The organism is Xanthomarina maritima (genome assembly GCF_008084905.1).
Taxonomy (GTDB): Bacteria; Bacteroidota; Bacteroidia; order Flavobacteriales; family Flavobacteriaceae; genus Xanthomarina; species Xanthomarina maritima.
In genome coordinates, this window is record NZ_VSFC01000019.1 from 31,437 (window position 1) to 54,853 (window position 23,417).

Annotated in this window: 20 protein-coding genes and 1 tRNA gene; 18 read left to right on the forward strand and 3 right to left on the reverse strand. The window is 32.7% G+C overall.

Annotated elements, in window-relative coordinates; genetic code table 11:
• Positions 1–171 precede the first annotated feature (171 nt).
• From FVF61_RS14385 to FVF61_RS03300, 7 genes are all read left to right on the forward strand, one after another.
• A complete protein-coding gene (locus FVF61_RS14385; protein ID WP_262711994.1) occupies positions 172–300 on the forward strand; it encodes a hypothetical protein in 129 nt (42 codons plus the stop codon).
• A 334-nt stretch (positions 301–634) separates the two neighbouring features.
• A complete protein-coding gene (locus FVF61_RS03270; protein ID WP_148453265.1) occupies positions 635–1,813 on the forward strand; it encodes an AIR synthase related protein in 1,179 nt (392 codons plus the stop codon).
• 18 nt (positions 1,814–1,831) lie between these two features.
• Positions 1,832–2,785: a DUF3078 domain-containing protein gene (locus tag FVF61_RS03275; protein WP_148453268.1), complete on the forward strand. Its 954-nt coding sequence runs from the start codon at positions 1,832–1,834 to the stop codon at positions 2,783–2,785.
• A 178-nt stretch (positions 2,786–2,963) separates the two neighbouring features.
• Positions 2,964–5,519, forward strand: coding sequence for an adenosylcobalamin-dependent ribonucleoside-diphosphate reductase (locus FVF61_RS03280; RefSeq protein WP_148453271.1), 2,556 nt, complete (start codon positions 2,964–2,966; stop codon positions 5,517–5,519).
• Positions 5,520–5,988: 469 nt separating this feature from the next.
• Positions 5,989–7,065: a peptide chain release factor 1 gene (gene prfA, locus FVF61_RS03290; protein ID WP_148453531.1), complete on the forward strand. Its 1,077-nt coding sequence runs from the start codon at positions 5,989–5,991 to the stop codon at positions 7,063–7,065.
• Between the two features lie 33 nt (positions 7,066–7,098).
• Positions 7,099–7,926, forward strand: a complete 828-nt coding sequence (pyrF, locus tag FVF61_RS03295) for an orotidine-5'-phosphate decarboxylase (protein ID WP_148453274.1) — start codon at positions 7,099–7,101, stop codon at positions 7,924–7,926.
• A 69-nt stretch (positions 7,927–7,995) separates the two neighbouring features.
• On the forward strand, positions 7,996–8,790 hold the full coding sequence (locus FVF61_RS03300) for an ABC transporter substrate-binding protein (RefSeq protein ID WP_148453277.1): 795 nt from the start codon (positions 7,996–7,998) through the stop codon (positions 8,788–8,790).
• 29 nt (positions 8,791–8,819) lie between these two features.
• On the opposite strand, the gene FVF61_RS03305 is transcribed toward FVF61_RS03300, so the two are convergent.
• On the reverse strand, positions 8,820–9,020 hold the full coding sequence (locus FVF61_RS03305) for a Lacal_2735 family protein (protein WP_148453280.1): 201 nt from the start codon (positions 9,018–9,020) through the stop codon (positions 8,820–8,822).
• Between the two features lie 255 nt (positions 9,021–9,275).
• Positions 9,276–9,983, reverse strand: coding sequence for a DUF4197 domain-containing protein (locus FVF61_RS03310; RefSeq protein ID WP_148453283.1), 708 nt, complete (start codon positions 9,981–9,983; stop codon positions 9,276–9,278).
• 233 nt (positions 9,984–10,216) lie between these two features.
• Here FVF61_RS03310 and FVF61_RS03315 point away from each other — a divergent pair, with 233 nt between their 5' ends.
• The 3 genes from FVF61_RS03315 to FVF61_RS14390 all read left to right on the forward strand — a co-directional run bounded on the left by FVF61_RS03315 (position 10,217) and on the right by FVF61_RS14390 (position 14,796).
• Positions 10,217–13,633: a methylmalonyl-CoA mutase family protein gene (locus FVF61_RS03315; protein WP_148453286.1), complete on the forward strand. Its 3,417-nt coding sequence runs from the start codon at positions 10,217–10,219 to the stop codon at positions 13,631–13,633.
• Between the two features lie 319 nt (positions 13,634–13,952).
• Positions 13,953–14,492, forward strand: a complete 540-nt coding sequence (locus tag FVF61_RS03320; protein WP_148453289.1) for a sigma-70 family RNA polymerase sigma factor — start codon at positions 13,953–13,955, stop codon at positions 14,490–14,492.
• 172 nt (positions 14,493–14,664) lie between these two features.
• Entirely contained in the window at positions 14,665–14,796 is a 132-nt protein-coding gene (locus FVF61_RS14390) for a hypothetical protein (protein ID WP_262711995.1), read from the forward strand.
• A 116-nt stretch (positions 14,797–14,912) separates the two neighbouring features.
• On the opposite strand, the gene FVF61_RS03325 is transcribed toward FVF61_RS14390, so the two are convergent.
• Positions 14,913–16,055 (reverse strand): acyl-CoA dehydrogenase, encoded by a 1,143-nt coding sequence (locus tag FVF61_RS03325; protein WP_148453292.1) that lies wholly within the window; start codon positions 16,053–16,055, stop codon positions 14,913–14,915.
• Between the two features lie 90 nt (positions 16,056–16,145).
• Here FVF61_RS03325 and FVF61_RS03330 point away from each other — a divergent pair, with 90 nt between their 5' ends.
• From FVF61_RS03330 to FVF61_RS03365, 8 genes are all read left to right on the forward strand, one after another.
• Complete coding sequence (locus tag FVF61_RS03330) at positions 16,146–17,213, forward strand: anhydro-N-acetylmuramic acid kinase (protein WP_148453295.1); 1,068 nt, start codon at positions 16,146–16,148, stop codon at positions 17,211–17,213.
• A 73-nt stretch (positions 17,214–17,286) separates the two neighbouring features.
• Positions 17,287–18,513, forward strand: coding sequence for a Glu/Leu/Phe/Val dehydrogenase dimerization domain-containing protein (locus FVF61_RS03335; protein ID WP_148453298.1), 1,227 nt, complete (start codon positions 17,287–17,289; stop codon positions 18,511–18,513).
• Between the two features lie 12 nt (positions 18,514–18,525).
• Positions 18,526–19,920 carry a sodium:proton antiporter NhaD gene (nhaD, locus tag FVF61_RS03340; RefSeq protein ID WP_148453301.1) on the forward strand — a complete coding sequence of 465 codons (1,395 nt, stop codon included), beginning with the start codon at positions 18,526–18,528 and terminating at the stop codon, positions 19,918–19,920.
• 52 nt (positions 19,921–19,972) lie between these two features.
• On the forward strand, positions 19,973–20,674 hold the full coding sequence (locus FVF61_RS03345; RefSeq protein ID WP_199757262.1) for a MotA/TolQ/ExbB proton channel family protein: 702 nt from the start codon (positions 19,973–19,975) through the stop codon (positions 20,672–20,674).
• Positions 20,674–21,066 carry an ExbD/TolR family protein gene (locus FVF61_RS03350; protein WP_148453304.1) on the forward strand — a complete coding sequence of 131 codons (393 nt, stop codon included), beginning with the start codon at positions 20,674–20,676 and terminating at the stop codon, positions 21,064–21,066. The genes FVF61_RS03345 and FVF61_RS03350 overlap by 1 nt, the downstream gene beginning before the upstream one ends.
• A gap of 79 nt (positions 21,067–21,145) precedes the next feature.
• Positions 21,146–22,039, forward strand: a complete 894-nt coding sequence (locus tag FVF61_RS03355; RefSeq protein WP_148453307.1) for an energy transducer TonB — start codon at positions 21,146–21,148, stop codon at positions 22,037–22,039.
• On the forward strand, positions 22,039–23,256 hold the full coding sequence (locus FVF61_RS03360; RefSeq protein WP_148453310.1) for a bifunctional folylpolyglutamate synthase/dihydrofolate synthase: 1,218 nt from the start codon (positions 22,039–22,041) through the stop codon (positions 23,254–23,256). Before FVF61_RS03355 ends, FVF61_RS03360 begins: the two co-directional genes overlap by 1 nt.
• A gap of 65 nt (positions 23,257–23,321) precedes the next feature.
• Positions 23,322–23,396 (forward strand) — tRNA-Val (locus tag FVF61_RS03365).
• Positions 23,397–23,417 lie beyond the last annotated feature (21 nt).

Below are 23,417 nucleotides of genomic sequence, written 5' to 3' on the forward strand. Positions count from 1 at the left end.
TTTTTTAAAAAACAGAAAAAGTCCTATGTATATAGGACTTTTTTGTCTTAAATATAGTTATGTGTAGTTAATCTGATTTAAAATGTATGTTAACGAATAAGTAAAAAACTGGACTTAATTTTTAGTGTTTTTTAGTAATTTAGCTTTGCTATTAATCAATATTTATTTAACATGAAAAAGCTTATTATAAGTGTTCTTATGCTTTTGGCTGCAACTTTAATTTTCTCACAAAAAAACAATGAGAATACTAAAGTTAAAGCGCAAAAGGAATTAGTTGTACACGAACAACTTACTAAATAAAATCATGTTAATTTTAAATAAAACCACTATGCTTTAAAACATAAAGCATAGTGGTTTTATTTTTTATAAAAAATTCAATATTATATCTAATTGTTGGACGTATATAAAGATGCTTTTTATGAAAGAAGGAGAAAGTGTATATCTAATTTAAATTAATAGCTGATAAAAGATTTATTGAAGGATATATGTAATTTAAATATAAAGTGTCAATTATATATTATAAACTAAAAGAAAAGTTAAAATTTATAGAAATAAGTCAGTAAATGTCAATTTGAATTCTATAAATAACAAAAAATAAATTACAATTCTTACTTTTGCCCTTCAAACAAATTTCATGAGTGAAGAAATAAGTAAAAGGTATTCACAAAGAGGTGTCTCAGCCTCAAAAGAAGATGTTCATAATGCCATAAAAGATATCGACAAAGGACTTTTTCCTAAAGCTTTTTGTAAAATTGTACCAGACTATTTAACAAACGATTCTGATTATTGTTTGGTAATGCATGCAGATGGAGCAGGGACTAAGAGTTCTTTAGCTTATATGTATTGGAAAGAGACAGGAGATCTTTCTGTCTGGAAAGGCATTGCTCAAGATGCTCTAATAATGAACATTGACGATTTGCTTTGTGTTGGTGCAACAGATAATATCATGTTATCTTCAACTATAGGAAGAAATAAAAATCTGATTCCAGGAGAAGTTATTGCTGCAATTATAAATGGTACAGAAGAGCTAATTTCAGATCTTAAGTCATTTGGTGTTACAATTCATTCTACAGGTGGAGAAACTGCTGATGTTGGCGATTTGGTTCGAACTATTATTGTGGATTCTACAGTAACTGCTAGAGTAAAACGTAGTAATGTTATTGATAATTCTAATATTCAAGCAGGCGATGTTATTGTCGGTTTAGAATCTTTTGGTAAAGCTTCTTACGAAAGAGAATATAATGGAGGTATGGGAAGTAATGGTTTAACTTCTGCTAGGCATGATGTGTTTCATAAGTATCTTGCTGATAAATACCCAGAAAGTTTTGATGCAGCTGTTCCTGAAGAATTGGTGTATTCAGGTCAAATAAAATTAACTGATAATGTTGAAAATTCTCCAATAGATGCTGGTAAATTGGTCCTTTCGCCAACTAGAACATATGCGCCTATTATTAAAAAGATTTTAACTAAATATAATAGTGAAAACATACATGGAATGATTCATTGTAGTGGTGGAGCGCAAACTAAAATCCTTCATTTCATAGATAACCTTCATATAATAAAAAATAATATGTTTTCCGTTCCTCCGTTGTTTAAGCTTATCCAAGAGCAATCAAAAACAGAATGGAAAGAAATGTACCAAGTATTTAATTGTGGACATAGAATGGAATTATATGTATCTCCTGAAGTAGCTCACGATATTATTGCTATTTCTAAATCCTTTCATGTTGATGCAAAAATAATTGGTAAAGTAGAGGCCTCAAATGAAAAACAGTTAACCATTTCAAGCGAATACGGAGAGTTTAAATATTAGTTATTAAAAATCAGATTAATGAAGAAGTTTCTATTCATTTTATCTATTCTTAGTTTTCAGTTTATAGTTGCCCAACCAGATTCTTTATATTTTAAAACAGAAGATATAAATATTCCTAAATGGACACAAAAAAATAGAGCTAGTGCTCTTATAAGTGAAGTTGCTTTTGTAAACTGGAATGCAGGTGGTAGTAATTCAATTTCGGCCTTATTTAATTTTGAAAGTGTCTTGAAGTACCGTTATAAGCATTTGGTGTGGCATAATATATTAATATCTAGATATGGTATTAATAAACAGGAAAATCAAGGATTAAGAAAAACAGACGATATTCTTGATGTTAGTTCAACTTTGGGTTTTCGTAGAAATGAATTTACTAATTGGTTCTTTTCTTCAAGATTTAATTTTAAAACTCAATTTACTAAAGGATATAATTATCCAGACGATATCAATGTTTTATCAAAATTTATGGCTCCTGGTTATTTATTTGTTGGTGGAGGAATGGAATATGGGAAAAATATAGATGAATTCTCTCTTTATTTTTCGCCTTTAACAATTAAAACAACTTTTGTTTTAGACGAAGCATTAGCAAATGCAGGCTCTTTTGGTGTAACTCCTGCTGTGTATGATGAAGAAGGAAATGTAATTGAAGAAGGCGAACGTATAAGAAACGAAATTGGAATTCTATTAACTAGTGTATTTGAAAAAGAGGTTTTTCAAAATGTCATGCTTGTTAATTATGTGAGTTTTTATACAGACTACCTAAATGAGTTTGGAAACATTGATGTCGACTGGCAAATTAATTTTGACTTTAAAGTAAATAGTTTTATAAAAGCTAATTTTGGGTCGCATTTAAAGTATGATAACGATGTAAAAACACTTGTTGAAACAGAAGTTGAAGACGAGTATGAAGAAGAAGGGGCAAAGGTTCAATGGAAGCAAATCCTTGGCGTAGGTGTAGTTGTTGACTTTTAAATAAAATTAAAAAATTTGTTAACTTTTTATTGTTGATAAATTTTTAACTATCTGATAAATAGATTATTGTATTTTTTTCTTGTAAACTTTATGATTTAAGTCATGTTTTAAGTTTAAAATTTTTACGTTATTTACATTTGTAAACTAGAATGTAGAATTTTTAAATTAATCCAAAAACATGCCAACACAAACCCAACAAAAAGTACTTCCTCCTACTTATTCACAAGACGATGCATTTGAAGCATCTGTAACATATTTTAAAGGCGATGATTTAGCAGCTCGCGTTTGGATAAATAAATACGCCTTAAAAGATTCTGAAGGTAATTTATATGAGCTAACTCCAAACGATATGCACAGACGTATTGCAAAAGAGATTGCAAGAGTCGAGTCACGTTATCCAAACCCATTATCAGAAGAGTCTATTTTCGATTTAATTAAAGATTTTAAATACATCGTGCCTCAAGGAAGTCCTATGGCTGGTATTGGAAATCCTTATCAAATTGCGTCACTCTCCAACTGTTTTGTTATTGGTAATGATGGCAATTCAGACTCGTATGGAGGTATCATGAAGATCGACCAAGAACAAGTGCAGCTTATGAAACGTCGTGGAGGTGTAGGTCATGATTTATCACATATTCGCCCAAAAGGGTCGCCTGTAAAAAATTCGGCGTTAACGTCTACAGGAATTGTACCTTTTATGGAACGTTACTCAAATTCTACTCGTGAGGTTGCTCAAGATGGTCGTCGTGGTGCGCTTATGTTGTCGGTTTCTATAAATCATCCAGATTCAGAAGATTTTATCGATGCTAAATTAGAGCAAGGTAAAGTGACTGGAGCAAATGTTTCAGTTAGAATTGATGATGAGTTTATGAAGGCTGTAAAAGCCAATTCAAATTACACGCAGAAATATCCAATTTTTAGTGAGAGTCCTAAGTTTTCTAAAACCATTGAAGCCAATAAGCTTTGGAAAAAAATTGTTCATAATGCTTGGAAATCTGCTGAGCCAGGAATTCTGTTTTGGGATACGATTATCAACGAATCGGTTCCTGATTGTTATGCAGATTTAGGTTATAAAACGGTTTCAACAAATCCATGTGGTGAGATTCCGTTGTGTCCTTACGATTCTTGCAGATTGTTGGCTATGAATTTGTTTTCGTATGTTGAAAATCCATTTACAGAAAATGCCACATTTAACTTCGACTTGTTTAAAAAACACATTCATGTGGCGCAACGCATCATGGATGATATTATTGATTTGGAGCTAGAGAAAATTGATGCAATAATCGCAAAAATAGATGCAGATCCAGAATTAGATGAAGTGAAAGCAACGGAAAGAAACTTGTGGTTAAATATTCAAAAGAAAGCAAACGAAGGTCGTAGAACAGGAATTGGTATTACAGCCGAAGGAGATATGTTAGCTGCTTTAGGTATAAAATACGGAAGTAAAAAAGGGAATAAATTTTCAGAAGAAGTACATAAAACCTTAGGAATAGAAGCGTATAGAGCTTCAGTATATACAGCAAAAGATCGAGGCGCTTTTGCAATTTTTGATGCTGAACGTGAAAAAAACAATCCGTTTATACAGCGATTAAAAGAAGCAGATGAAAAGCTGTATTACGAAATGTTGGAATATGGACGTAGAAATATTGCTTTGTTAACTATTGCTCCAACTGGGACAACAAGTTTGATGACACAAACGTCTTCAGGGATTGAGCCTGTGTTTATGCCTGTTTACAAACGAAGAAGAAAAGTAAACCCGAATGATAAAAATGTACGTGTAGACTTTGTTGACGAAGTAGGAGATTCTTGGGAAGAATATGTGGTTTTTCATCATAGATTCAAACAATGGATGGAAGTTAATGGTTATAAAGTTTCAGATAATTGCGATCAGAAAGAATTGGATGCCATAATAAAAAAATCACCTTACTACAAAGCGACTTCAAACGATGTGGATTGGATGAGTAAAGTAAGCATGCAAGGTGCTGTGCAAAAATGGGTAGACCATTCTATAAGTGTAACCATTAATTTACCAAACGATGCTACTGAAGAATTGGTTGGGCAATTATATTTGGAGGCTTGGGAAGCAGGTTGTAAAGGTGTAACCGTTTATAGAGATGGTTCGCGTTCAGGCGTGTTAATTTCAAACGATGAAAAGAAGGAAGAAGAACAAGAAACCTTAACTACGTTCCCAACAAAACGTCCTCAAGTATTGGAAGCAGATGTGGTACGTTTTCAAAATAATAAAGAAAAGTGGATTGCCTTTATAGGGTTAATTGATGGAAAGCCTTACGAAGTATTTACAGGATTGGCTGATGATGAAGATGGTATTTTAATTCCGCGTTGGGCAAACAAAGGGCTGATTATTAAGAACAGAAATGAAGATGGAACCTCTCGTTACGATTTTCAGTATAAAAATATTAGAGGTTATAAAACCACTATTGAAGGCTTATCCCATAAGTTCAATCCAGAATATTGGAACTATGCCAAATTAATTTCAAGTACTTTACGTCATGGTATGCCAATAGATAAAATTGTCGACTTAATTAATAGTCTACAATTAGATAGTGAATCCATTAATACCTGGAAAAATGGTGTGGTACGTGCACTAAAACGATATGTTGAGGATGGTACTCAAGCGAAAGGGCAAACCTGTACTAACTGTAGTTCAACTAGTTTAATTTATCAAGAAGGTTGCTTAACATGTAAAGATTGTGGGTCATCCAAATGTGGTTAATTATTAAAATAAAATAGAGTTTAAAAGTGAAGTTGTTTACAACTTCACTTTTTTTTATATAAATACTTTGATGAATGAAAGGAATACAACCATAATACAAACATCAATAATAAATAACATAGAAAAAAGTCTTAAAGAATTAATGCCAAGGTTGTTGTAAAAAACAAGCTTTCTTTTTTCGTGAGATTCTTTAACAATAAACCATAAAAGAATGATTAAAAACAATTTGGTTAAAATGGCAGGAACAAGTTGTGGGCTAATAAAAGTTAAGACAATATTGATTATAAACGACCAAAAAACATAAGGTTTGTAAAACAATAATATGGCTCCAAAACGTTGCATCATATAGTAAAAACGACTTTTTTATTAAAATATTTCCTATTAATTATTTTAACTAAAAATAGAAGATTCTAAAAAATTCTAAAATCCATAAATTATCGTATTTTTGGCACACAATTTAGAATGGTACATGTTAGATAAATTACAAATAGTAAAGCAACGTTTTGATGAGGTTAGCGATTTAATTATCCAACCAGATATTATCTCAGATCAAAAACGTTATGTAGAGTTAAATAAAGAATACAAAGATTTACGTGTGTTAATGGACAAACGTGAACAGTACATAACCCTTACTGAAAACTTAAAAGAAGCCGAAGAGATTATTTCTGACGGAAGTGATCCAGAAATGGTGGATATGGCTAAAATGCAATATGAGGAAGCCAAAGAAGGGATTCCAAAATTGGAAGATGAAATAAAATTCCTTTTAATTCCTAAAGATCCAGAAGATACTAAAAATGCTGTTGTAGAGTTACGTGCTGGAACAGGTGGCGATGAAGCCAGTATTTTTGCAGGCGATTTATTTAGAATGTACACTAAATATTGCGAAAGCAAAGGCTGGAAGGTAGATACAGTAGATTTTAGTGAAGGAACCAATGGTGGTTTTAAAGAAATTCAGTTTGAAGTTACTGGAGAAGATGTATATGGTACCTTAAAATTTGAAGCTGGTGTGCATCGTGTGCAACGTGTGCCACAAACAGAAACGCAAGGTCGTGTGCATACAAGTGCTGCAACCGTTATGGTGTTTCCAGAAGCCGAAGAATTTGATGTGGAAATTAACCCGAAAGATGTACGAATCGATTTTTTCTGTTCGTCTGGTCCAGGAGGTCAATCGGTAAACACAACCTATTCGGCTGTGCGTTTAACGCATATTCCAACAGGTTTGGTGGCTCAATGTCAAGACCAGAAATCACAACATAAAAACAAAGAGAAGGCTTTTAAAGTATTGCGTTCTAGGTTATACGATATAGAGTTGGCAAAAAAACAAGCTGAAGATGCTGCCAAACGTGGTTCCATGGTAAGTTCTGGAGACAGAAGTGCCAAAATTAGAACTTATAACTATCCTCAAGGTCGTGTTACCGATCATAGAATAGGTTTAACCTTATACGATTTGAGTAATATTGTAAATGGCGATATACAACGCATTATAGACGAACTTCAATTAGCTGAAAATACTGAGAAGTTAAAAGCAAATACAGACGTAATTTAAAATATAGCCTCTTATTGAGGCTTTTTTTATAAGATGACAACAGAACAACTTACAGAACAAATTAAAAAAAAGAAATCTTTTCTATGTATAGGATTAGATGTCGATTTAAATAAAATTCCACAACATGTATTAGATGAGGAAGATCCTATTTTTTCTTTTAACAAAGCCATTATCGATGCTACTCATCATTTGTGTGTGGCTTACAAACCCAATACGGCCTTTTACGAAGCTTATGGTATCAAAGGTTGGAAATCTTTAGAGAAAACGATTAAATATTTAAACGAAAAATATCCTGAAATTTATACAATTGCAGACGCCAAACGTGGCGATATAGGCAATACAAGTAGTATGTATGCTAAGGCTTTCTTTGAAGATTTAGGTTTTGATAGTGTGACTGTGGCTCCATATATGGGGAAAGACTCCGTAGAACCTTTTTTAGCCTTTGAACACAAACACACTATCATGTTGGCTTTAACATCCAACGAAGGTGCATTCGATTTTCAAACAAAAACAATAGAAGGTAAAGAATTATACAAGCAGGTTTTAGAAACGTCTAAAACTTGGAAAAATTCTAAAAACTTAATGTACGTTGTTGGAGCTACCAAAGCTGAGTATTTTGCCGATATTAGAAACATAGTTCCAGATAGTTTTTTATTAGTTCCTGGTGTTGGTGCTCAAGGTGGAAACCTTCAGGATGTTTGTAAATATGGATTAAACAAGCATGTTGGTTTACTTATTAATTCTTCTAGAGGAATTATTTATGCTTCCAATCAAACGGATTTTGCTCAAGCAGCTGCAAACAAAGCCAAAGAACTTCAACAGGAAATTGAAGTGATTCTCAACAGTCATTCCGAGGAGTGATAACGACGTGGGAATCTTTTTTTTATTTAATTAAGATATTACCACAGAAAATTTAAAATTTTCTTCACAATGACAATAGTGGACCAACTAAATAGAACAATTCAAATAAAGTATGTCCCAAAACGGATTGTGTCTTTAGTGCCTTCACAAACCGAATTGTTGTATGATTTAGGTCTGGAATCTTCCATAGTTGGAATTACTAAATTCTGTGTACATCCTCAGCATTTCATTTCAAATATAAATGTAGTTGGAGGAACTAAACAAGTGCATTTTAATAAAATTAAAGCTTTAGAGCCAGATATTATTCTTTGTAATAAAGAAGAAAATACGCAAGAAATGATAGAGGCTCTAGAAAAAATAGCTCCTGTTCATATAAGCGATATTTACAGTATTGAGGATTGTTTGAAGTTAATAAGCATGTATGGCACTTTGTTTTCAGTGGAAAGTCAGGCTAAAGAGCTTATAGCTATCATTAAGATAGAACAGCAAAAGTTTCAGGATTTTATAATAGAGCAACCCAAATTAAACACAGTTTACTTTATTTGGAAAGACCCTTGGATGGTGGCTGCAAACCATACGTTTATAAATTCTTTAATGACTGAAGCTAAGTTTGAAAACCACTTTCAAAATTTAGAAAGATATCCAGAAATTGATTTGGATAAAGATATGGACGAGCAAGTGGAAGTGATCATGCTTTCAACAGAGCCTTTTCCATTTAAGGAAGAGCATATAAAAATATTGAAAAGGAAATTTCCTAAAGTAAAAGTGTTGCTAGTAGATGGTGAATTGTTTTCTTGGTATGGTTCTAGACTGGCAAAATCTTTTGAATATTTTAAAACGCTAAGAAGTGAATTTTTAAAATAAAAATTTAGTTTTTGAAGCGATAATATAAATTACAATAGATTTTTTTTGGGTGTTTCACGAAATATATATTTTAATCTATTTAGCTTATTTAAAAGCTTTATTGCTTTAAATTCTGAAATATCACTCTGAGCAGAATCAGACTCACGCAAATTGTAGGCTTGCTCTATAAGCTGTTTGTATCTACTTTGAAGTTTGATTTGGGTTTTCTTTAGTTCTGATAAATTTTCCATGACTCATACCTTTGAATATTAAATATATTTAAAATAATAGAATTCAGCAAGTTAAAAGTTTAGATTATTGAAAAAAAAATCGATTCTGTAAGAATCGATTTTAATTTAACTAACTAACTTAATTCAAATTTTCACAAGAAGGGTGAAATTTTCCATTTTGAAATAAAATCAATGCAAAGATGACCTTTTTCAATAATGTATATGTTAGCTTAATGTCAAATTAAGTTAAAGTTTTGATTAATAGTGTTTTATTGATTAATCCTGTAGGGCAAATGCTTGTTTTAATAAATTGGTAGTTCTAGAAGAATACTTAGTTCTAATTTCTTTTTCTTCTACGGCAATCATTTTATAAACTCCTTTTAAGGCTTCTTCGGTAACATAATCGGTTAAATCAGGATTTACATTGGTTGTAAAAGGAATGGCATTGTATTTGTTTATTAAATTAGACCAAATTTGATCTGCACCAACTTTTTGAAATGACTTATTTATTACAGGATGAAATTCAGCATATAAAGAGGCTTCTGTTTTTCCTGCTAAATATAGAGTTGCTGCATCATCACTACCAAGCAATATGGTTTTTGCATCATTAAAAGTAATGTCTTTAACGGCATTTATAAAAATAGGTGTTGCAGTGCTTACTGCGTCTTCGGCAGCTCTATTAAGAACTTTCAAGCCTTCATCTGCTAGACTTCCTAATCCAATATCACGTAAAGCTTTATCAACTTTTTGTAGTTCCTCAGGTAGCAATATTTTAACTAATTCATTTTTATAAAACCCATCATTTTGCGTTAGTTTACTAACTTGTTTTTCTATACCTAAATCTAAAGCTTCACGTAGTGCTGAAGCAATTTCAGAATTACTTATTCCAGAGGTGCTTTCTGGTAATTGATTGACTGCCTCATGTAATTCTGCACAAGCAGTTATATTAAGTATTAAAATGAATCCTATAAATTGTCGTAACATGTTTTGGGTTTAAAATTTTCAGCAAAGATAATTTTACAAATAAGAACATTTCAATTATTATGCCTATTATTTTGTTTTGGATTCTTTTGCTCTAATCAAATGTAAGTGCTGTTTTGATTTGTAGATTCTTATAATGTGCTTAAAATGCAAAAAAATCTTTCAATATTCCTTAAATTTGCCTCACGAAAAATTGAAGTTTAATTAATATTATTTTCGTTAAAGCGAAATATACTATGAAACAAGTTACTCCATATAAACCAAAATACAAAGTTCGTATAGTTACAGCTGCATCTTTATTTGATGGTCATGATGCGTCTATAAATATCATGCGCCGAATTATTCAAGCAACAGGTGTTGAAGTCATTCATTTAGGTCATGATAGAAGTGTAGAAGAAGTAGTTAACACTGCTATTCAGGAAGATGCCAATGCTATTTGCCTGACATCTTACCAAGGTGGACATAATGAATATTTCAAGTATATGTATGACTTGTTGAAGGAAAAAGGAGCCGAACACATCAAGATTTTTGGTGGAGGTGGAGGTGTTATTTTACCTTCTGAAATTAAAGAGTTAATGGATTATGGAATTGCTCGTATCTATTCACCAGATGATGGAAGAGAACTTGGTCTTCAAGGTATGATTAACGATTTGGTAGAGCAATCGGACTTTGCTATTGGAGATTCTTTAAATGGAGAATTAGATTTACTTCCTAAGAAAAACTCAAAATCTATTGCACGTATCATTTCTTCTGCAGAAAACTTTCCAGAAGTAGCAAAAGACACTTTAGATAACATTCATGCTAAAAACAAATCTTCTATGACTCCTGTTTTAGGGATAACAGGAACAGGAGGAGCAGGTAAATCTTCTTTAGTAGACGAATTGGTAAGACGATTTTTAATTGACTTTCCAGAGAAAACCGTTGGTTTAATTTCGGTAGACCCTTCCAAACGAAAAACAGGAGGCGCTTTACTAGGAGATCGTATTCGAATGAATGCTATTAATAATTCCAGAGTTTATATGCGTAGTTTAGCGACTCGTCAATCAAACTTAGCCTTATCAAAATATGTTCATGAAGCTGTTGAGGTATTAAAAGCTGCCGAATACGATTTAATAATTTTAGAAACATCTGGTATTGGTCAATCAGATACTGAAATTATAGAACATTCAGACGTGTCACTTTATGTGATGACGCCAGAATTTGGTGCAGCAACGCAATTAGAAAAAATTGATATGCTTGATTTTGCCGATTTGGTTGCTATTAATAAATTCGATAAGCGAGGTTCTTTAGATGCGTTACGCGATGTTAAAAAACAATACATGCGTAACAATAATCTTTGGGATGTACCACAAGATCAGTTGCCAGTTTTTGGAACTATAGCCTCGCAATTTAATGATCCAGGAATGAATACGCTTTATAAAGCCGTAATGGATAAGCTAGTTGAGAAAACAGATACCGACTTAAAATCGACTTTCCATATCTCTGATGAAATGAGTGAGAAAATTTTTGTAATTCCACCTTCTAGAACACGTTATCTATCTGAAATTGCAGAGAATAATAGAGCTTATGATAAAACTGCCAACGAGCAAGTTGACGTAGCACAAAAGCTTTATGGCATTTATAAAACGATTGAATCTGTTGTTGGAAATACACCTGAATTAGATAAAACAGGAATTAATGATAAGATCCTGAAACAAGTTCAGGATGACAATAAAGATTTTTTAAGACTCCTTATTGCTGAATTCGACAGAGTAAAACTAAATCTTGATCCGTATAATTGGGAAGTAATAACGGGTTGGGATGACAAAGTGAACAAATACAAAAACCCTATTTATTCCTTTAAAGTAAGAGATAAAGAAATAAAAATTGAAACCCATACCGAGTCCTTGTCACATACACAAATACCAAAAGTAGCTTTACCAAAATACCAAGCTTGGGGAGACGTATTGAGATGGTGTTTGCAGGAGAATGTCCCTGGAGAATTCCCTTATGCATCTGGATTGTATCCTTTTAAGCGTACTGGAGAAGATCCAGCAAGAATGTTTGCAGGAGAAGGAGGTCCAGAACGTACAAACAGGCGTTTTCATTATGTAAGCGCTGGCTTGCCAGCCAAACGTCTGTCTACGGCTTTTGATAGTGTGACGCTTTACGGAAACGATCCAGATTTACGTCCAGATATCTATGGGAAGATTGGTAATGCAGGCGTTTCTATTTGTTGTTTGGATGATGCTAAAAAACTGTATTCTGGTTTCGATTTAGCCCATGTGATGACTTCAGTGAGTATGACTATTAATGGTCCTGCTCCTATGTTGCTTGGGTTTTTTATGAATGCTGCCATAGATCAACAATGCGAAATTTACATTAAAGAACATGGTTTAGAAAAAGAGGTTGAAGCTAAAATAGCTAAGATTTACAAGGATAAAGAAAGACCTAAGTATAATGGAGATTTACCAGAAGGAAATAATGGTTTAGGCTTGATGTTATTAGGGGTTACGGGAGATCAAGTGTTGCCAGAAAAGGTGTATGCTGAGATTAAAAAGAATACCATTGCTCAAGTTAGAGGAACTGTTCAAGCAGATATTTTAAAAGAAGATCAAGCACAAAACACCTGTATTTTCTCAACTGAGTTTGCTTTGCGATTAATGGGAGACGTTCAGGAGTATTTTATTGATAATAACGTACGTAACTTTTATTCCGTATCTATTTCTGGATATCACATTGCTGAAGCTGGAGCCAATCCAATTACTCAGTTAGCTTTGACTCTTTCTAACGGATTTACTTATGTGGAGTATTATCTTTCAAGAGGAATGGATATTAATAAGTTTGGACCAAACCTATCGTTTTTCTTCTCGAATGGAATCGATCCAGAATATGCTGTTATTGGTCGTGTAGCTAGAAAAATTTGGGCTAAAGCTATGAAACATAAATATGGAGCAAATGCGAGAGCTCAAATGCTTAAGTACCATATCCAAACCTCAGGACGTAGTTTGCATGCTCAAGAAATTGACTTTAACGATATTCGAACCACACTTCAAGCCTTGTATGCTATTTATGATAACTGTAATTCGTTGCACACCAATGCGTATGATGAAGCCATTACTACACCAACAGAAGAATCGGTTCGTCGAGCCATGGCTATTCAGTTAATTATTAATAAAGAATTAGGATTAGCTAAAAACGAAAATCCAATTCAAGGTTCTTTTATTATAGAAGAATTAACCGATTTGGTTGAAGAAGCCGTTTTAATGGAGTTTGATAGAATTACAGAAAGAGGTGGTGTGCTTGGAGCTATGGAAACCATGTATCAACGTTCTAAAATTCAAGAAGAGAGTTTGTATTACGAAACTTTAAAACACAATGGTGAATTTCCTATTATAGGAGTGAATACCTTTTTAAGTTCTAAGGGTTCTCCAACTGTTCAGCCAGCTGAAGTAATTCGTGCAACTGAGCAAGAGAAACAGTTTCAAATAAAAACCTTAGAGAATCTTCATAAATTCAATGATACAAAAGCTTTATTAAAGAACCTTCAAACTAAAGCCATACATAACGAAAATATTTTTGAAGCGTTAATGGATGTTTGTAAAGTGTGTTCTTTAGGTGAGATTACTGCAGCTTTATTTGAAGTAGGAGGTCAGTATAGACGAAATATGTAATTGGTTTTAACTATAAAATGTATAATTATCCTGGGTGTTTACTCGGGATTTTTTTTGATTCAAATTTTTTTTAAACAGCTTGCATCTTTTTTACAAATCCTTCGTCTATTATATGAATATTTAAAACATCATTGAAATGAAAAATAACGAATGTACTTGCAACTGCTCAGGTTGTAAAGATGGAAATTGTAAAAACTGTACTTGTCAAAATTGCACTTGTGCTAATTGCAATTGTTAATGAATGCTAATTAACAGAGAAACAGCAACTATTTTAGTAATTTTATACTTAAGAAGTTGCTGTTTTTCAATTTTAAAAAGAATGACTACCCAAACTATATGGAAATTGTATGCAGAAGATGTTAAACACTTTATATTGAGTAAGGTGAAAGATGGCTCTGTTGCAGACGATTTACTTCAAGACACTTTTATTAAAGTTCACACCAAAAAAGACACAGTAAAAGATGAATCTAAATTAAAAGCGTGGTTATTTTCTGTAGCTAGATTTACGGTATTGGATTACTTTAGGCAACATAAAATAACTACTGACGATAAAAATATCGATGTTTTTTTTTTAGAAAACGACAACAAACATACGGAGCATGATTGTTTGCTTGGGATTATAAAAAGCTTACCAAAAAAATACCGAGACCCTTTATTTCTAGCAGACATTAAAGGATTGAAACAAGATGAAGTAGCCAAACAATTAAAATTACCTCTTCCAACTGTTAAGTCGCAAATACAAAGAGCCAGAAAACAAATTGCTCAAGGATTTATGGATTGCTGCGATTTTAAAATGAATACGAATGGCTATTTGGTAGGAGAGATTAAAGAGAAAAAGGACTGCAAGGTCTGTAATTAAATTTAATTATTTGAATGTTTGCTTGCCTTTACTTAAAGAGGATGTATTTTGTCTTAATTTTTTGTAACCACTTGTTTTTTAAAGAGATAATTTGTCTGTTCAACTAAATTATTATAATAACATTTATTCTATCTGTACATTTATCTTGATTTCAATTTTAAACACTATTATTATGAAAGCAACTTTAAATTATAGTTTTATCAGACAATCTGAAAATCATTTAGACTGGTTATTGAACTTCATTAAATCTGAAAAATACTTCGAAGTAGATAGCTTTATTGTTCCATTAAACAAAGCTAGTTAATTAAAAAAGGACTAAACTTATTAATATTAATTATAAAAAAAAGTCCAAACTTAAGTTTGGACTTTTAAATATAATATTTTTTCTAAGCCTTATTTAGAGAACTTGAATACAGCATGTTAGTCTCTCAAAACTCCTCTTGAGATTACTATTTTTTGAATTTCACTTGTGCCTTCGTATATCTGCGTAATTTTTGCATCACGCATTAAACGCTCTACATGGTATTCTTTTACAAAACCATTTCCACCATGTATTTGTACAGCTTCAACCGTATGTGTCATAGCAACTTGAGAGGCATATAACTTAGCCATTGCACTTGACATATCGTAATTGTTGCCTTGGTCTTTGTCCCAAGCAGCTTTCATTACCAACATTCTGGCAGCTTCAATTTCTGTAGCCATATCAGCTAATTTAAAGGCAATAGCTTGGTGGTTACATATTTCAGTACCAAAAGCTTTACGTTCTTTAGAGTATTTTAAAGCCAGTTCGTATGCTCCTGCTGCTATTCCTAGAGCTTGAGAAGCAATACCAATTCTACCACCAGAAAGCGTTTTCATAGCGAATTTAAATCCGAAACCATCTTCACCAATTCTATTTTCTTTAGGAACTTTTACATCGTTAAATTGTAAAGTATGAGTGTCGCTACCTCTAATACCTAACTTATCTTCCTTAGGTCCAATATCAAATCCTGGCATTCCTTTTTCAAGAATAAACGCATTAATTCCTCTGTGACCTTTGTCTCTATCTGTTTGAGCAATTACTAGATAAACATCTGCTCGACCACCATTAGTAATCCAGTTTTTAGTGCCATTTAGTAAGTAGTGGTCTCCTTTGTCGATAGCTGTTGTTTTTTGTGAAGTGGCATCACTACCAGCTTCAGGCTCGCTTAAACAAAATGCACCAATAACTTGTCCTGTTGCTAATTTTGTAAGATATTTTTGTTTTTGATCTTCGTTACCATAAGCTTCTAAACCATAACAAACTAAGGAGTTGTTTACAGAAACCATTACAGAAGCCGAAGCATCTATTTTGGAAAGTTCTTCCATAATTAGAACATAAGAAATGGCATCCATTCCAGAACCACCATATTTTGGATCTACCATAATACCCATAAATCCAAGTTCTCCCATTTTTCTAACGAGACTATCTGGAAAGGTTTGTGCATTATCACGTTCTATAACTCCAGGAAGTAATTCGTTTTGAGCAAAATCGCGAGCTGCATCGCGTATCATGATGTGTTCTTCTGTAAGATTAAAATCCATAGTTTCTTGTAATTGTAGTATTGTTTAAAAGTGCACAAAGATACTTTTTTATTGGCATTTTTTCAAAAGGGATTGTTATTTTTACAGGATATGAATAAAACCGAATATCATGTTGTTGGTGTTATGTCTGGAACCTCTTTAGATGGTGTAGATCTAGTCTTTACTACTTTTACTATTCAAGAGGGATTATGGGATTATAACATTCATTGCTCTAAAACCATTGCATATACAAAAGAATGGTATGATGTTTTAAAACATTTAACATCAAAATCTATAGAGCAACTTCAAAAGATTGATATAGCCTATTCGGAATATTTAGCACATATTATTCAAGACTTTATAGTTGGTAATAACATTACTGAATTGGATGCTATTTGTTCACATGGACATACAGCCTTGCATCAACCAGAAAAAGGTTTGACTTATCAAATAGGAAACTTGCCTAGTTTATATCAAATACTTAAAACAACCATTATTTGTAACTTTAGGGTTCAGGATGTTGCACTTGGAGGACAAGGAGCACCATTAGTTCCAATTGGCGATAAGTTATTGTTTTCGAATTATGATTTCTGTTTGAACTTAGGAGGGTTTGCCAATATTTCAACCGAGAACCACGAGCAACGAGTTGCCTATGATATTTGTCCAGTGAATATTGTTTTAAACCATTATGTGTCTTTATTGGGTTATGAATATGATGATCGAGGTAAAATAGCTTCAACAGGAGAAATTCATCAAGAGCTATTAACGCAGTTAAATTGTTTAGGTTTTTATAAAAAAGAGCCACCCAAATCGTTAGGATTGGAATGGGTGCAAAATAATGTTTTTCCTTTAATTGAAAAGTTTCAATTACCTGTAGAGTCTATATTAAGAACATTTGTTGAACATATAGCTATACAGATTTCAAAAGAAATTAATAAGAAACAATTATCAAATGTATTAGTAACAGGTGGAGGCGCTTATCATACTTTTTTAATTCAAAATATTCAAGAAAAAACAACTAACAGTATATTAATTCCTGAAAAATCTTTGGTAGAGTATAAAGAAGCTTTAGTTTTTGGGCTTTTAGGTGTATTAAAGTTGCGAGGAGAAGTAAACTGTTTAAGCAGTGTTACAGGAGCAAAACACCATCATAGTTCTGGAAAAATTTTTAAACATTAAAAATATTATAATTTTATATCTAAAGGGTTTTAGTTTTTTATATTTGTTTCACATTTATTAATCTACCAACTAAATGAAAGAATTACTTCAAAAATACGAAGCCAAAGAACCAGAAATTATATTTAATTGGAAAGATCCAGAAACTGATGCTGAAGGGTGGACAGTTATAAACTCTTTAAGAGGTGGCGCAGCAGGAGGAGGTACCCGAATGAGAAAAGGATTGGATATGAATGAAGTACTTTCTTTAGCTAAAACTATGGAAGTTAAATTTACAGTATCTGGACCTGCTATTGGAGGTGCTAAATCTGGCATTAATTTCGATCCTAAAGATCCAAGAAAAAAAGGCGTTCTAGAACGTTGGTACAATGCTGTTTCTCCTTTATTGAAAAGTTATTATGGTACTGGAGGAGACTTAAATGTTGATGAAATTCATGAAGTGATACCAATAACAGAAGAAAGTGGTGTTTGGCATCCTCAAGAAGGTGTTTTTAATGGACACTTTAAACCTACTGAAGCCGATAAAATTAATAGAATTGGTCAATTAAGACAGGGAGTAATTAAAGTCATTGAAAACCCAAATTTCTCGCCAAGTGTTAAAAGAAAGTATACCATAGCAGATATGATTACTGGTTTTGGCGTTGCTGAAGCAATAAAACAATATTATGATATTTATGGCGGATCTGTAGTAGGTAAAAAAGCAGTGGTTCAAGGTTTTGGAAATGTGGGTGCAGCAGCAGCGTTTTATCTAACTCAAATGGGAGCCAAAGTTGTTGGGATTATTGATATTGCTGGAGGTCTTATTAAAGAAGAAGGCTTTACTTTTGAAGAAATGACCAACTTGTTTTTAGCAAAAACCGGCAATAATTTAGTGGCAGAAAATTTAATTCCCTTTGAAGAAATAAACGAACAAATATGGTCATTACAGACTGAAATTTTTGCACCTTGCGCTGCCTCTAGGCTTATTACAAGAAATCAAATTGACCAAATGATAGATAGTGGTCTTGAAGTTATTTCTTGTGGAGCTAACGTGCCTTTTGCAGATAAAGAAATATTTTTCGGCCCAATAATGGAGCATACAGATAATCGTGTAAGTTTAATTCCTGACTTTATTTCTAACTGTGGTATGGCACGAGTATTTGCTTATTTTATGGAAGCACGAGTACAAATGACAGATGAGGCTATTTTTAACGATACTTCTAATACCATAAGAAAAGCCATCCAAAATGTATATAATCAAAATAATTCTAAAACCGATATTAGCGAAACTGCATTTGAAATTGCACTAAGCCAACTTATTTAACAGTTAATTTTTATGGAAACAACAATAATATTAGTATTTGTTATAGGTTATTTAGCAATAACATTAGAGCATAATTTAAAAATTGATAAATTAATACCTGCTTTGGTCATGATGGCTCTATGTTGGGCATTAATAGCTTTGGGGTTAGAGCATTTTCCAATTTGGTTTGACTCGGCTAAACATGCCTTGTTAGAAAATTTTGGTATGTTAGGACACGAAGAGAAGATGCACATTATGGAGGAAACTCTATTGCATCATTTAGGTAAAACATCTGAAATATTAGTATTCCTTTTAGGAGCCATGACCATTGTAGAAATTATTGATTATTTCGATGGTTTTGCTACAATTAAAGGCTTTGTTAAAACAAAAAGTAAAAAACGCATTTTATGGATTTTTGGATTTTTAGCATTTTTCCTATCTGCGATTATAGATAATTTAACCGCAACTATTGTTCTAATCTCCATCTTACAAAAACTGATAAATGATAGAAACACAAGAATCTGGTATGTAGGTTTAATTGTAATTGCAGCCAATGCAGGTGGTGCTTGGTCTCCAATTGGAGATGTTACTACTACTATGTTATGGATTGGAAAAAAAGTAACTACAGGTCATCTATTTGTGTACTTATTTATACCTTCTTTATTATGTATGTTGGTGCCTACTTTTATTGCTTCATTTTTACCAGTATTTAAAGGTGATTTTGAAAAAACAGAAGACAATATCGATAAACCTAAAAGCCGTTTTAGCTCAATAATGCTATACTTAGGATTAGGTGGAATTGTGTCTGTGCCTATTTTTAAAACCATAACACATTTACCACCTTATGTTGGAATGATGTTAGCACTAGGTGTTGTAGCTATTTTTGCTGAACTCTATAGTAGTTCAAAATTTACATTATCTCATTCCGAACATCAAGGTGGAGACACTGTTGGACATCACAGCCCAGTACATAGCTCACTTTCAAAAATTGAAATGCCTAGTATATTATTCTTCTTAGGAATTTTAATGGCAGTTGCAGCACTAGAATCTTTAGGAATCTTATTTGGTTTTGCTACTAGTTTACAAGATAACATGCCAATGCTAGGTACCGAGTTACACCATGAAGGAGTCTCAGATTTAGTTGTTTTACTATTAGGTGTAGGTTCTGCAGTTATAGATAATGTACCATTAGTGGCAGCTAGTTTAGGGATGTTTTCAGAACCTATTGATAATGAGTTATGGCATTTTATTGCTTATTCAGCTGGTACAGGAGGAAGTATGTTAATTATAGGTTCGGCTGCAGGTGTTGTTGCCATGGGAATGGAAAAAATAGATTTTTTCTGGTATCTTAAAAAAATTGCTTGGTTAGCATTGGTTGGCTTTATAGTAGGAGCCGTTGCTTTTATGTTTACCAGAACCATTTTTTAATTATAATTTAAAGTAAAAACTTACGTTATTAACGTAATCAAATAAAATTTCAATGTTAAATACTATGGTACAAGAAACACAAGATGGTACAGAGTTGCTTAATAATGGTGAATCTGTTGAAAAAACATTATCCATTATCGAGTTAATAACAAGTGGTGGAACTGCTGGAATGGTTATTATTACCATATTATTTGTTTTATTAATAGTTGCTTCTTATATCTATTTTGAACGCTTATTTGCTATAAAAGCAGCATCTAAAATAGATGCTAATTTTATGAATCAAATTAAAGACCATGTTACTAATGGCAAAATAGATTCTGCTCAAGTATTATGTGCTCAAGTTAATTCACCAGTTTCAAGACTTATAAGTAAAGGAATTTCACGAATTGGAAAACCTTTAGAAGATATCAATACGGCAATTGAAAATGCAGGACGACTGGAAGTTTATGGTCTTGAAAAAAACGTGAGTGTTTTAGCTACCATCTCTGGAGCAGCCCCAATGATTGGATTTCTTGGAACAGTAATTGGAATGATTTTATCCATTTTCGAAATAGCTAATTCTGGAGGTCAAATAGATATAAAATTATTGGCCGATGGTCTTTATACTGCCATGACAACCACAGTTGCAGGTTTAATAGTAGGTATTATTGGATATATTGCGTATAATCATTTAGTAGTAAAAACGGATAAGGTAGTTTATCAAATGGAAGCAAATTCCTTAGAATTTTTAGATCACTTAAACGAACCTATTTAATGAATTTAAGAGGAAGAAATAAAGTAACGCCAGAATTCAATATGTCTTCAATGACAGATATTGTCTTTTTGTTACTTATCTTTTTTATGCTTGCATCTACATTGGTTACTACCAATGCCATTGATATCTTATTGCCTAAAGCCAGTGGAAAAACTGAAAATAAGAAATCTGTTGCAGTCAGTATTAAAAAAGATTTGACTTATTATATAGACCAGAAACGTGTTGGAGAAAGCATGTTAGAATCGGAACTTATTGCTGCGTTATCAACAGAAGACAAACCGACTTTGGTTTTAAGAGCAGAAAAATCGGTTCCAGTTGAACATGTGGTGAAAGTTATGGATATTGCCAATAGAAATAAGTTTAAGGTTATACTGGCAGTAAAACCAAATTAGTTTCATGAAAAATCGATTTTCTATTTTTAAATGTATTTAGATTTTCCATATGACTAATAAAAGACAATAAAAAAGATACATGAAATATTTCGAGACCATACACGAACGTAATTCAGCAAGAATAACAGCGCTTATTGCTTTGTTAATTGTTTTGTTGTTGTTTATTGTTGGTACGCAATATATGGATCCACCTGAAGAATATGGAGTTGCCGTAAATTTTGGAACAACAGATTTTGGAAGTGGAGATGTACAGCCTACAAAACCAATAAAATCTGAGCCTAGAGAAATCAAAGAACAGCCTCAAGAAACAGTTAAACAACCAGAACAAAAACAACCAGAGGCAACTGCACCTAAAACAAAAGCTGAAGATGTTTTAACTGAAAATAATGATGAGGCAATTGCCATAAAAAAACAAAAAGAAGCAGATGCACAGGCTAAAAAAGTAGCAGATGCCAAAGCAAAAGCCCAAGCAGAAGCAGATGCTAAAGCAAAAGCAGAAGCAGATAAAGTTGCGAAAGAACAAGCTGAGAAAGAAGCTAAAAAGAAAAAGCTTGATGCTTTAATTGGAGGTGTAAGAAAATCTGAAGGTCAGGAAACTGGAGGTGAAGGCAACGATAACAAAGCAGGTGATAAAGGGCAGTTGGATGGAGATCCATATGCAGCAAGTTATTTTGGTGAGCCAGGATCTGGAAGTGGAGGAGTTGGTTATGGTTTAAGAGGAAGAGGAGTTCCAACCAAACAGGTTTTTAAGCAGGATTGTAACGAGTCTGGAATGGTTATCGTAAAAATTGTCGTGAATAGAAATGGCGATGTTATTGAAGCGATTCCAGGCGTTAAAGGCACTACCAATACAGCAGCCTGTTTATTAGAACCAGCTAAAAAAATAGCGTTATCTCATAAATGGCGAGCAGATAGTAAAGCTCCTTCAAAACAAATAGGTTTTGTAAAAGTAAACTTCAATTTAGGTCAATAATGACATATCAAGATACTGTTAATTGGATGTTTTCTCGACTTCCAATGTATCAACGGCAAGGAAAATCGGCTTATAAAGCAGATTTAAAAAACACTTTGTTATTAGCTGAGCATTTAAAGAATCCTCAAAACAAAATTAAAACCATTCATGTGGCTGGAACCAATGGAAAAGGGTCTACAAGTCACATGTTAGCATCTATCTTTCAAGAAGCTGGCTATAAAGTAGGGTTGTTTACCTCACCACATTTAAAAGATTTTAGGGAGCGTATTAAAATTAATGGCAAGGTAGTAAGTAAATCTTTTGTTATAGGCTTTGTTAAAAGTAATAGAGCTTTTCTAGAATCACAGAACTTGTCGTTTTTCGAAATGACTTCAGGGATGGCTTTCGATTATTTTGCAAAACAAAAAGTTGATATTGCCATCATTGAAGTTGGTTTAGGAGGTAGATTGGATTCTACAAATATCATTACTCCTGAAGTTTCAGTAATTACAAATATTGGACTAGATCATACGCAGTTTCTAGGAAACACTTTAAAAGCCATTGCTTTAGAAAAAGCAGGTATAATAAAACCAAACGTTCCAGTGATTATTGGAGAAACGCAAGAAGAAACTACAAATGGGTTTATTGATATTGCCAAAAAAAATCATTCTGAAATTTATTTTGCAGACACCTTGATACATGGAGTTTTTCCTTGTGATTTAAAAGGGTTGTATCAACAGAAAAATATTAAAACGGTTTTACAGACTATTCAGGTGTTAAATTCTACTTCATTTTCGATTTCTGAAAAACAAATTAAAAACGGTTTGCTACATGTAGTAAAAAACACGGGATTACAGGGTAGATGGCAAATATTACAAGAACAGCCTAAGGTAATTTGCGACACAGCGCATAATAGAGAAGGGTTAAATTATATAGTAAAACAACTAGAAGAAGAAGCGTATAGCCACATGCATATTGTTTTTGGAGTAGTAAATGATAAAGATTTGAGTTCTATTTTACATGTTTTACCTAAAAAAGCAACTTATTATTTCTGTAAACCAGATGTACCTAGAGGCATGGAAGTTGGTTTGTTACAAAAAGAATTTCTGAATGCAGGGTATACAGGATCAAGCTATATGAGTGTAAATGAAGCCTTAATAGCTGCCAAAAAAAATGCTTCTGAGAGAGATTTAATATATGTAGGTGGTAGTACGTTTGTAGTGGCAGAAATAATTTAATTTTTTTTGCAAAAAAGTTTTTGCAGTATGGAAAACTAATTTATATTTGCAGTCCAATTACGAAAGGGCGCGTAGCTCAGTTGGTTCAGAGCACCTGGTTTACACCCAGGGGGTCAGGGGTTCGAATCCCTTCGCGCCCACAGAACAAAAGGTTTATACAA